The 12416-nt window shown below is 50.3% G+C and carries 9 protein-coding genes; 8 read left to right on the top strand and 1 reads right to left on the bottom strand.

All coding sequences use genetic code 11. The features are described 5' to 3' along the window. The first annotated feature begins 13 nt into the window (after nt 1–13). From ABIE27_RS26370 to ABIE27_RS26345, 6 genes are all read left to right on the top strand, one after another. Nucleotides 14–1984, top strand: coding sequence for an alpha/beta fold hydrolase (locus ABIE27_RS26370; protein ID WP_429351912.1), 1971 nt, complete (start codon nt 14–16; stop codon nt 1982–1984). Nucleotides 1985–2446: 462 nt separating this feature from the next. Next, on the top strand, nt 2447–2878 hold the full coding sequence (locus tag ABIE27_RS26365) for a chemotaxis protein CheW (protein ID WP_161556982.1): 432 nt from the start codon (nt 2447–2449) through the stop codon (nt 2876–2878). A 202-nt stretch (nt 2879–3080) separates the two neighbouring features. Further along, nucleotides 3081–6263 carry a DEAD/DEAH box helicase gene (locus ABIE27_RS26360; protein WP_429351911.1) on the top strand — a complete coding sequence of 1061 codons (3183 nt, stop codon included), beginning with the start codon at nt 3081–3083 and terminating at the stop codon, nt 6261–6263. A gap of 122 nt (nt 6264–6385) precedes the next feature. Then, nucleotides 6386–7198 (top strand): hypothetical protein, encoded by an 813-nt coding sequence (locus tag ABIE27_RS26355; RefSeq protein ID WP_429351910.1) that lies wholly within the window; start codon nt 6386–6388, stop codon nt 7196–7198. A gap of 457 nt (nt 7199–7655) precedes the next feature. Then, on the top strand, nt 7656–8633 hold the full coding sequence (locus ABIE27_RS26350; RefSeq protein ID WP_123067306.1) for a M15 family metallopeptidase: 978 nt from the start codon (nt 7656–7658) through the stop codon (nt 8631–8633). 184 nt (nt 8634–8817) lie between these two features. Continuing rightward, nucleotides 8818–9216 (top strand): RidA family protein, encoded by a 399-nt coding sequence (locus ABIE27_RS26345; protein ID WP_123067305.1) that lies wholly within the window; start codon nt 8818–8820, stop codon nt 9214–9216. Between the two features lie 215 nt (nt 9217–9431). On the opposite strand, the gene ABIE27_RS26340 is transcribed toward ABIE27_RS26345, so the two are convergent. Then, nucleotides 9432–10493: a copper amine oxidase N-terminal domain-containing protein gene (locus ABIE27_RS26340; RefSeq protein WP_161557078.1), complete on the bottom strand. Its 1062-nt coding sequence runs from the start codon at nt 10491–10493 to the stop codon at nt 9432–9434. Nucleotides 10494–10745: 252 nt separating this feature from the next. Here ABIE27_RS26340 and ABIE27_RS26335 point away from each other — a divergent pair, with 252 nt between their 5' ends. Beyond that, on the top strand, nt 10746–11222 hold the full coding sequence (locus ABIE27_RS26335) for a GNAT family N-acetyltransferase (RefSeq protein ID WP_429351909.1): 477 nt from the start codon (nt 10746–10748) through the stop codon (nt 11220–11222). Nucleotides 11223–11260: 38 nt separating this feature from the next. Continuing rightward, on the top strand, nt 11261–12331 hold the full coding sequence (locus ABIE27_RS26330) for a Gfo/Idh/MocA family protein (protein ID WP_429351908.1): 1071 nt from the start codon (nt 11261–11263) through the stop codon (nt 12329–12331). Nucleotides 12332–12416: the final 85 nt, after the last annotated feature.

Raw genomic sequence — 12416 nt, 5'->3', positions numbered from 1 at the left:
TGGAGGCATATCGATGAACCAGGCAAGGTTGGAGCAAACCGTTCTTTTTATGACAGGTAGTACAGGTTTTATTGGAAAGGAAACAGTGAAACAACTGGTAGAGAAAACAGATATACATATGTTGCTGCTGGTTCGCTCCGAGCGGCGCGCCAGATCAGTACTGGAGAGTTACGGTGTGAGAAGTTTTGAACGGATTACGTTTATCGTAGGTGATTTATCTTTGACAGGTCTGGGGCTTGTTCAAGCGGATCGTGAACGCATCGCCAAGGCACATGTCATTCTTCATTCAGGGGGAACGATGGATATTACGCTGGGACGAGAGACAGCAGAAAAAATCTTTATGCATGGAGCGAGAGAGATTGCTCAGCTGGCTCAGGATATGAAATTTAGCGGAAGTTTGCGTCACTTCATTCATGTGGTTGGTTTTATGAGCCCTTATGGACAAGGGAATGAGCAAGAGAAACAGGAACAGGAACAGGAACAGGAACCGGTTGAAATGAATCATGCTGGTAGCCAAGAGAGTGCTTATGAAGAGATGAAGTTCAAAGCCGATGCTTATATAAGGGCGCATGCCAAACAGTATGGTTACCCTTTGTCCGTGGTAAATCCCAGTACGGTGGTCGGGCCACGCCCAACAGGTGAAACCGAGCAGACTGGCGGTATCGGGTTGCTTATTGGAGCCGTTCAGAAAGGTTTTATGCCTGTTGTTCCTGGTGGATCGTCTTACTGGCTGCCACTCGTGGAGAATGATGTGGTGGCAGAAACACTGGTCTTTCTAATTCGGGATGAGGCACCGTTGGGAGGGACTTATCCACTGCTCGCCCGTAAGGATGAGAGTCCAAACATGAAGGAGTTGCTGCATGTGATCACGAAGCAACTGGATGTTCCCAGACCGACAGGATCATTGCCATTATCCTGGATTCAACGCCTTATGAGCCTTGGCGGAAGTCGTGTCAGCGGTATACCTTCACAGTCACTTGCTTTTATCACAGACAGAACATTTCCGGTAGAGGAGACCGAGGGACTGATGCAACGAATGGGGAGAAGCTGGCCTGATATTCGGGAGCAGCTTCCCTTCATTATTGCTGATCTGGACTATCGGCTTCTGTCCAAGGCTGAAGTTGAACATGAACATGTTCTAACCGATTATATCCGTGTGCGTTTGGGAAATCTGGCGAGTTTAGGCTGGGAAGGGGAGGGGGAGCCATGGGTGATCGTGCATGGTTTGCTCCAATGTGCGGATGACTTGCTTCCTCTGGGATCACAGTTGCACAGACTTACACGCAATCCCGTCTGGATGGTTGATCTCGCAGGATTTGGTCGCTCACCTGTTCACCAAGAAGAAGATGCATTTACAGGTCAGGTTAACGCACTGGTGGAAGCTTTGTCTGAAATGCAGGGTCCAATCAAACTCGTTGGTCACTCTGTAGGTGCAGCGATCGCGGCGGCAGCGTTAAAGCGAAGCGGGCGTACCGATATTCGTTTGGCGCTGCTCCAGCCTGTTGCGGACAATGGAAGGGATGCGCGTTTAACAAAGATACTTCGGCTACCGCGCCTTGTGGTCAGAACTTTGCTTCGTGCCAGGTCACAACGGAGTTGGGCCAATGTTTTCCGTGCGAGTGGCAGTACATCATTGGATGAGAGCAGGGTTACGAGGCTGGCTAAGAGGATACAAGCCTATCTCCGTTCACCTCGTATAGCGGGTGCGCATGTAGATTTGTTGCGGTGGATTCACTTGGGACATAAGCAGACGATAGGCTTTTGGGATGAATTCGGAAGCCCTCGGCAGACAGAGGTTGACGCAGATCGACTGGTAGTTTGGGCTGAAAAGGATCGAGAGTATCATTTTCCTGCTAGTTTACATGCGGGTTATAAAAAAGTGGAACTCCCTTATGGTCACTATTTCCCAGCCTTTCAGGTTGAACAGACAGTGGAAATCCTTCTTGGTTGGGCTGGTGAAAGCGATGTGAATAACAAAAGGTAGAAAGTTTGAAATCCAGTATTGTTATTGAAAGGCTTTCCACAATATGTCCACAGTAGAGGATAAGCAGCCCGGAAAACGACAAAGTTTACGTTAGATTTACAAACAAATACACAACATGTCCACATTAAAATAATGAATATCCACATAAATAAAGGTATATATCCACAGACTGTGAGCAATATGTGCACAACTTATCCACAGAAGGGGTATAACGTTATGTTTTTATTCACGATAAGCAAATTTTAACGGTTATTTAATGAGTTATCCACAGGAATGAGGGTTAAATCGTTTATTTTTCAAAGAAAACAGGGAAAGAGATGTAACTGCGATTCTTCTTGTTGAAAGCCTAAACAATTGCGCTAAAATTGCCGATACAACATGTAACGACTCATCGTCTAAAGTTCGACAGCCAAAAGCGTGTTGAAGATCTGATTTTACGGAATGAGAGGGTATGGGGACATTATGGATGAAGTAATGCAATATATTAATTTCTCGGTGGGAGAACAAATTTTTGCACTTCGCATTGATCAGGTTCATGAAATTATTAGAATGGTAGAGGTTACAACGGTTCCTTTCGGAAGTCCTGAGATCAGAGGATTCGCTTCATTGTACGGAAAGGTAGTTTCTGTCGTGAGTCTGCGTGTGTTGCTCGGCATGCCCGAGAAGGAAGATACCTCATCTACACGAATTATTGTGGTCCCTTACAAGAACGGGTTTGTGCCTCTGATTGTAGACATGGTAGATTCGGTTGTGACGTATGATCGTTTCGAAGAACCCGCAGAAGAACACCGCCGCTTTATGCTTGGTGTTTTTGATAAAATCGGATTCTGTGCGGATCACCGTGCGGGTATTTTGAACCTGGATGTACTGCTAGGCAGTCTGGTCAGATCTTGATTAGATCAAATGGGTGACAGTCTGACGGCCCACATCATTAAATGATTAAACAAAATGTTCCTCATCCGAATTCTGGAGAAGGGGCATTTTTTTGTACAGAAAAAGAGCGTGATCAGCACTTTTTATACGTAAAGGTTTTTAAATCCGTTCATTTTCGTATATGATGGAGAGTAACAATGCGAAGGGATGACGGGAGACTGTAATGATGCAATCGCTGTATGGAGTATGGCTTGGAGACGTGTTTTTTTGTTTTTCCGGTGAAACATCGGAACCGCGCGTAGATGCTTGGAGTCACGTGGTACGAAGGCTGCAATTTGGCGACGGGGGTCGTCTGTTTCAGCCTGCCGCGTTGCGTCTTGCGGAACTGCGCTGGCCGAATCCGCTTCGAAATGCGGCAGAAGCCAAAAACGTAAAGCGGAGGCAGTTGCTTGGACGAACGTTGGAAGGATTGGCGGTTTCACCGAAGGATGCGTTCAGACTGTTATTGCAGTGGGACGATCAGATGTTACATGCAGCTGGGATTCAGGCTGGAGAAGAGATGCGTTACTGGGTCAAGGCAGCACAGTTCACACAGGAATTGTTGCTGCGAGGGGCGATTGCTCCGGCGGCAGCATTTGCCGCTAAAACAGGTGCAAGACGGCGAACGGGTCAAGAGACCCTCTCAGGAGTGTGGCGTCCGCGTTTGCAGCTTGAAGAAGATCAGGAGCGTTTCAAAAGCCTTGCCGAATCGATGCCTCCCATTGCTCTGTCAGCGCCGGGGGCCTATGCCTCCACGGAGCCGGAGACACGTGAGGAAGCGGCAGGCACGGTATTGTTTTCATTTATGAGCGGCATCATTCATGCGGTGGTAACCAATGAATTGGAAGGCATGGATAGTGAACTTTCCCGTTACCGGACATCGTTCAGACGTGGCTCTTCACCGGTGTCTGAGCTATGGTGGAACAGCCTGATCTCTATATTCCGCCCAGTCACTGTGCAAGGACCGACGGAGGATATGGCGGATTTCGTCGATGCGATTCATGAAGCCGGGGGTACAACGATGCCTGCATTTGGTGTCGAAGAAATGCCGCCTGCGGAAGGCAAGTTCAGACTGGTCCTGCGATTGGAACCGCCGCTGGGAGAGCAGGAGACCACTTGGGGGATCAGTTTCTGGGTGGACAGTGATCAAGAAGCAGGCCTTAGGTTGCCTGCACGAAGCATTTGGGCACACCCGGGGCGTGATCTGGATCGGGGAAAAGTTTACTATGCCTCTGTGGCAGAGCAGTTACTGATGGCCATTGGTCAGGCGTCTGAGCTGGCACCGGAACTGGAAACTGCTTTGCTGCATGCTCGTCCCGAGGGGATACAGCTGCAGCAACAGAGCTTTTTTGAATTTCTTACCCATGCGGTTCCCAAGCTGCAGAAGGCTGGGGTAACGGTTCTTATGCCGTCAAGATGGAGCCGCGCCGGGAAACGACGCGCAGGTCTGCGTTTGCAGATGATGAACGGAGCGCCGGAGCGTCAGCCTGGAGCTGTATCTACACTCGGCATGGAGCAACTCGTTTCCTTTACAGCAGAGCCGATGCTGGATGGTAAGCCGATTACGGCAGAAGAACTTGCCGCACTGGCTGAATCTGCCGTTCCCTATGTTATGTTTCGCGGGGAATGGATCGAAGTAGATACCAAAGAGATTCGCCAAGTGCTTCGATATATGAAAAAAGAAGAAGAACAATACATGCTGCTTTCCGAATGGCTGCATCTTGCCGCAGATGAAGGGGAAGATTCCATTTGGAAAGGGATGTCTGTTTTCGGTGCCGAATCCGAAGGCATGCTCGCTTTCCTGCTTGAGGGACAGGTGCTGCGTAACATTGAACCTCGCCCAGTGCCAGCGGAGCTGCATGGTGAACTGAGGCCGTATCAGGAACGTGGATTTCAGTGGTTATCTGCCATGGGTGAACTGGGTTTCGGGGTGTGTCTTGCCGATGATATGGGACTTGGAAAAACGGTTCAGGTCATCACGTGTCTGCTCGATCGCAAAGAGGAGGAACGCCAGGCCGCACTGAAAGAGGCACAAGAAGCACAGGAGTCCGTTGATGACCTCGATACAGATATGCCGAAGGGTCAGTGGCCTACACTTATTGTCTGCCCAACCTCTCTACTGGGCAACTGGCAACGTGAGCTGAAGCGTTTTGCGCCAAACTTGTCACTGTACATTCATCATGGTGGACAGAGGTTACATGGAGATGCTTTCGAAGAGGAAGCACAGAAGCATGACATCGTGCTCACAACCTATCATTTGGCAGGTCGTGATGGCCCTGATTTGGCTTCGTTGCACTGGTCAACCGTGGTGCTGGATGAGGCACAGTATATTAAAAATTATCGGACGAAGCAGGCGCAGAGTGTCATGCGGCTGTCCACTTCTCATCGGATTGCCATGACAGGAACACCGGTGGAAAACCGTTTGAGTGAACTATGGTCTATTTTCCAATTCCTGAATCCGGGATATCTCGGTACATCTTCTTCGTTCCGCCAGCGGTATACAGGCTTGGCGCCTTCGGAAGAGAACGCGGCTTCGCTCCGCGAACTGCACAGGCTGGTGTCGCCGTTTATGCTTCGCAGGCTGAAGAGTGATCCGGATATTCGCAAAGATTTGCCCGAAAAACTGGAACTGAAATCCTATTGTTCATTGACACCGGAGCAGGCCATTCTATATCAACGGGTTGTGGATGATCTCATGGGCGGTCTGGACGGACGGAACGGTATTGCACGTAAAGGTATCGTGTTATCCTCTCTAACCAAATTGAAGCAGATCTGTGATCACCCTGTTCTGGCGGACAACAGCCGGAAGGAGCACGGCAAGGCTGAAGCATCGGGCAAGATGGAAAGGCTGCTGGAACTGCTGGATGCTATTCGGGACAACGGAGAATCGGCGTTGATCTTTACCCAGTATGTTGCAATGGGGAATCTGTTGGTTTCGAGACTGAACCGGCGTTATGAGGAAGAACCTTACTTCCTGCATGGTGGGGTTTCGAAGTCGCAGCGGGACGAAATGGTGGAGACATTCCAAAAAGGGGAAGGCCCGTCTATGTTTGTTCTGTCTCTTCGTGCGGGCGGCGTAGGTCTGAACCTGACACGGGCAAGCCATGTCATTCACTATGACCGCTGGTGGAATCCGGCGGTGGAGAACCAGGCGACAGACCGGGTATTTCGGATCGGCCAGAATCGCAACGTTCAGGTACACAAGTTGATCTGCCAGGGTACATTGGAAGAACGAATCGATGAGCTGATTGAGAGCAAGAAAGCCCTCTCCGAGCAGGTTGTAGGTTCAGGGGAAAACTGGCTGACCGAGATGTCAGACGAGGAATTGAGTAGTCTGATCTCGCTTCAAGGAGAGACTTGGTTGTAAGGTTAACGCTGAGGTCGGTAGTGGATAAGGTGATTCACACTACATTTGAATGCTTGGCAATGAAGAATCGGCTTGATGTTGGTAAAGCTGGTTTGCGCGATTAATGAGAGAGGGGGATGATGATGAGCGAAAAATGGAACATCGAGCTGCATATGTCCCCCGGGGTGTGGACGGCAGAGGTGAATACAGTGGCGGATTCGGGAGAGACTGTGCCCGGGTCCGCTGATGAAGATCAGAGGGGAACAGCCGCATCCGGCGTGTTCACGGTCACAGGCACGCTGCCGCAGCTAAGCGAGGCGCAGCGCGAGGCCGTGCTGGCGCAGCTGCGCAAGCGCCCGCTGGCGCTGTACGCCCTGCTGCGCGGCGGCCCGGCGCCAGAGGAGCTCGCCGGGCTGTTGCCCGCGGCGGCGCCTGCTGGCACGCCAGGCGAGGCCGTGCTCGGCGCAGCGCCTGCAGCGGCGTGCACCTGCGGCCGCGCAAGCTGCGCGCATGCCGCGGCGGCGGAGCACGCCGTTGCTGCGCGCCTCGCGGCCGAGCCGCTGCTGCAGCTGGCGCACGCCGGCCTGCCGCGCGAAGCGCTGCTCGCCGGCGTGCTGGGATCATGGGCAGAGGAACTTGCCCATGATCCCAGCGGCCCGGGCCGCGCAGCGGAAACGGCGGGCCGCCCGCAGGCGCGGGCTGGCGAAGGCGGCGCGGCCGTCGGCGAATGGATCGCCGAGGCCGCCGCGGACGGCGCCATGCACCAGCCGGGGCCTGGCTTCGGCGCCGTGGAGGTGCGGCTCGCGCAGCCGGGCAAACCGCCTGCGCTGCCCGAGCTGACCGCGCTGCTGCCGGGAGTGCCTGCAGCAGCCGGTCTGGATCTGATCCGCGAGCGCGTGGCGGCGCGGATGTGGCAGGCTGTCCAGAAGCACAAGGACAGCCCGGCAACCAAATGATGCATAACACAGCGGGGGGAGATCACCAGATCGCCCCTGCTTTTTTTGTGGGGTTTAGCTTTCTTTTCCAGTTTCCATCTGAAGCTATCTAAGTTTGGGATGTTGTATTAAATGTACAGAAATCAAGGCTACAAGCTGTATATAGGGTATATTTCTGCGTAGAGACTTGGAGAAGGAACTCTTTACAGGTGGAGCTTATCGTGCATTTAAGGTATACTGTCGCAGGGAACATTAGGGCGTGTCTTGAAACCTACTGAAGTGCATCTTTTAAACCTTTTTTGCCCCTGCTACGTCACTTCCCCTTGACGTGCCCCGGCACGCCTGCGGGAAACTTCCTAGCTTGGAACGAAAATTCGGCAAAATCTGCTTACTTCAGCGTTTTCAGACACGCCCTAGCGTAACCATGAGAAAACGTAAAAAAAGATATTCATTCTACTAAGGTGATAGGAGTTTTATGATGAAATCAGGAACAGGAAGACAGCGCCGAATCGTAGTTCTGCTGTCCTCACTTATGATATGTGGAGCCTTGCTGGCTGCATGCCAGAACGGTTCCGGCTCGAACGATAATCAGAACGCAAACGGAACACCGAATACGGAGCAGGGAGCCGATGGCACAACCGTGCATTTGACCGATGAATCAGGCTCAGATGGCAAGGGTAATGCTGAAGGAGATAACACAACGAATTCGGGTAGCGATGAAGGAACAGATAACGGCTCAGACACTGCATCTACAGGAGAAGGACAGGGTTCTGCAGACAATGGAAGTGGTGGTGCCACAACGGAAGATCCGCTCATGGAGAAACGCAGCATCAGCGCTCTGCAGACAACGATTGATCCCCAATCGGTCGTGACTAATGCGGAGGCAATGACAGTCATTGTCAACAAACAGCGCAGTCTGCCGGAAGGCTATGAGCCGAGTGATCTGGTCGAGCCTGACGTGCCGTTCTCCTTCGAGGGGCCACATGAGAAGCGGCATATGCGCAAAGAAGCTGCGGAAGCGCTGGAGAAACTGTTTGCTGGTGCCAAAACAGACGGGATTGAGCTTCGTGCCGTGTCTGGATACCGGTCTTACAAGCGTCAGGTATCTATCTACAACAATAATGTGAAAACCAAAGGGGAAGAGTATGCTTCCCGTGTAAGTGCCGTTCCAGGCCGGAGTGAACACCAGACCGGGCTTGCCATAGACGTATCCAGTCCAAGCGTGGGCAATGTGCTGGAGGAGGTATTCGGTTCGTCCAAAGAAGGCAAATGGCTGGATGAACATGCTGCAGAATATGGCTTTATTATTCGTTATCCGAAAGGTCAAGAAGGCAAGACGGGTTACGTGTATGAGCCTTGGCACATCCGCTATGTTGGCGCAGATATTGCACCCGATGTTGTGAAGAGTGGTTTGACGCTGGAAGATTACTTTGACGAGTCTAATATTAAACTGTAACTGGTACTTTTTTTAAGTCCCCTGAACACTCAACCTTACTCAAGGTGAAAGTGATTTGTTCAGGGGTCTTTGCATTGAATAATTAAATTGAAATTAAGCTTTATACCGTTGATTGAGATGAAGACGGACTGATATAATTCATCTTTAATCCAATTACCAAACGACATAAAGCGAGGTTAGGAAAATGAGCAGACAGCAGGTATTTACGGGCTCCCCTTGGGAACCGCTGGTGGGGTATTGCCGTGCAATTCGTGTGGGTAACCGGGTAGAGGTTGCTGGGACAACAGCTATGCAGGATGGCGTCGTTGTCGGTGCGGGTGACCCGTATGTGCAGACCAAATTCATTTTGGAGACGATCGAAAAAGCACTGAAAGAGCTTGGTGCGGATTTGACCGATGTGGTTAGAACACGTATGTTTGTCACGGATATTTCGAAGTGGGAAGAGGTTGGCAAAGCACATGGTGAATTTTTCGGACAGATTCAACCTGTAGCTACGATGGTCGAAGTCAGTGCGCTTATTGATCCTTTGCTAATGGTTGAGATTGAGGCTGAAGCAATTATAGAATCTTCGGATGAGGCTTGATCACACTTCTTCTACCCAGTAAAAAAGAAAACAGATACTTAGCTTAGAATACTTACCTTAGAAGTTTTGATACTTACTCATTTGTGCAAAAACCTTTCCACGCCCTGTCAGAAGACAGGAGGGAAAGGTTTTTAGCGTTTCTGCCTTCTTGCGTAATTCCCCATTTACTCTAACTTTAATTACACCTATAGGCTAAATCTAACTTCCTACCGCCTTTACTCAGCTTTGGGCTGAACTGTCGGAAGCTCGACAACTACCTTCCAGGCTGTACCGATCGGAGGCAGGCTGCGAGTCATCATTGGGCTATAGAACCCGATTACTTTTGCGCCTTTGGTGAGTTGTTCTGCTTTCACGGCTTCGCCTTCCTGGTTTACGAGTGAAGTAGCTTTATCGATATTTAAAACGACATGATCTGGTGCAGTCTCAGCCAGGCGTATACCTTTAACCTCAATCTGGGATACCGTGCCGTCCTTCATGTTTACATTTTCGATCGTGCCTGCTGTTCCCAAAGTTTCCTCTGGTTGCGCTGCTGTTTCAGCCGCCGTATCCAGCACGGTTACTTTATACGTTGGTGTTTGTGGAGGGAGACTTTTGGTCATCATTAAGGAATGTTCAGCTTCGACAACCATGCCGATCGATAAATCAGCCAGTTTAATCTCTTTTCCCTCTGCAGAAATGAGATGCGTATCCTTGCTCAGGTTCAATACGATGCCATCCAGCCCTGCACCGCCAATCTGAATGGACTGATATTGATCCTGATTTGAAATGCGAGTAATCACGCCACGTTCTGTAACCGTTTTGACATCCTCCTCACTTTTAATCTCTACTTGATTTCCAGTTGTGCTTACTTGGGCATGTAGGACTTTTTCCGCAAAAACAGCAGGCACATAAAGTGTTCCATCCTTAATTTGAGGAGCTGTACCGAGGGTGAGCAGCATTTTGTTGACGGAGTAACGATCTTTATCCGCAAAAACCTGAGTCCACAAGGCACCGCGAGTCAGCTCTGCGGACTTGTCTTCCTTATGCCATTTCAATTCGATTCCCAGAGCTTCGGTTAGCGCTCGAAGCGGGATCATGGCTGTCTTATCGTCTTGAGTCCAATATCCGTTAGCAACCGCTGCACCATTGACGGATACATGTACAACTCCTGTAGTACTGCTCGGGGCAGAAGTAACGGTTTCCTGCATAGGCTGAACGGTGTTATCTAGTGACGCAGCATAAGCTGCTCCACCGCTTAGTGCCATAGAAAGAGCCATAATTGTGCTTACTTTTTTCATGTTGTTTTTCATTAGTAATCATCCCTTCTCATCTGCGTTGTGTCGCGGTAAACTTTTATACAGATCACCGCATCTCATCTTTACTGACGGAATAACCTGTCTCAGTGTTGCAGTTGAGATATAAACGCTGTAAGCAGTGCGATTAGTTCTAATTTGAGTTATCGCGTAAAAAGCAGGTTATCAGCAGTAGGATTAGGTTAATTTCAAAGTATGCACGGATCATTCCGTGCCAGATGAGGAGGAAACGAACGGATGAGTGATATGTTGGTCGCGCTGTATCGTCTGCCGGAGCAACACGGCGGGTTGGAGAAACTGAAGGCGGCATCCATTGTGATTCGCAGAGCCATTGCTCCGGAGAAGCAGCAGGTGCTGAACTGGGTGAGAACCCATTTTAACCAGCATTGGGTAGACGAATGTGATGTCGCTTTTGCGCGTCAACCTGTGACCTGTTATATTGCGTTGGAGCAGGGGAGGATGATTGGTTTTGGCTGCTATGAAGCGACCTGCCGTAATTTTTTTGGTCCTACTGGAGTAAGCCCGGATGCCCGTGGAAAGGGTGTTGGGACTGCCTTGTTGCTTGCTTGTATGCATGCGATGAGAGCAGATGGGTACGGTTACGCGATTATCGGATCGGCGGGGCCGGTGGACTTCTACAAACGAACGCTGGGCGCAGTAGAGATTGAAAATTCAACACCGGGTATTTATGAAGGCATGCTGAGGGCAGACTAGACGTTAACAAAGTTTTGGAAAAGGGAGGGAGGACGAAGATGAGCACCAAGCAAATGCTGCATATCGGTATGATCGGCACAGGTTCGATCTCGGATCTTCATATGAGGTGTTACGCCAAAAATGAGGATGCTGTCATCTATGCGATCTGTGATCTGAACGAGGAACGGGCCAAAGCAGCTGCACAGAAGTATGAAGCTCAGTCCGTGTACACCAACTATCGTAAGATGCTGGAAGACCCGCATGTGGATGCGGTGAGTATCTGTACATGGAATAACACCCATGCGGAATTTGCGATTGCTGCACTGGAGGCAGGCAAACATGTACTGTTGGAAAAACCGGTGGCTACCAACGTGGAAGATGCACTACGAATTGAGGAAGCTGTGAAAAAGAGCGGACGTACCTTTGTTGTGGGTTTTGTACGGCGGTACGATAACAACATGCAGATGTTGCGCAGATTTATAGATGCAGGTGAATTTGGTGAACTGTATTATGCGAAAGCGTCGATTTTGCGGCGTCTGGGTAATCCGGGTGGCTGGTTTGCAGACAAGGCTCGTTCCGGAGGCGGTCCGTTGATTGACCTGGGTGTACATATCATCGATCAGTGCTGGTATCTGATGGGCAGACCGAAGCCTGTATCCGTCAGCGGGAATACGTATCGTAAACTCGGCAATCGTGCGAATGTGGAACATCTCTCATTTTACAAAGCGGCAGACTACAGTGCTGCGATCAATAATGTCGAAGATATGGCAAATGCCCTGATTCGTTTTGAAAATGGTGCTTCCCTGGCAGTAGATGTGAGTTTTACCCTCCATGCTCGCGAAGATGAATCCTTTGTTAAACTGTACGGTGAGCGCGGCGGATTTGAACTGGAGCCCAAAACGCTGATTGTCTCCGAGAAACATGACACCATCATGAACATCGAACCCCAGACAGATCATTCCGGTCTGGACATTCACGGTGCATTCCAGAATCAGATCGATCACTTTGTAGAATGCTGCCTGAACGGTACGCCGCCCATCAGCCCGATTGCGGATGGGGTGACCTCTACGCGTATGCTGTGCGCCATCTACGAGTCTGCCGAAAAAGGGCAGGAAGTCCGATTGGACTAGACTTTGACGTTGAGAAATAGAATATAACGAACTAAGTAATAATTACTGAAAGTTAAACCATGACTAATCTCGCTGAAAATTCCGC

The sequence above is a fragment of the Paenibacillus sp. 4624 genome, from assembly GCF_050435065.1.
GTDB lineage: Bacteria > Bacillota > Bacilli > Paenibacillales > Paenibacillaceae > Paenibacillus > Paenibacillus amylolyticus_D.
Note: the sequence above shows the minus strand (reverse complement) of the source record. Positions and strands in the feature narration are given on the sequence as shown.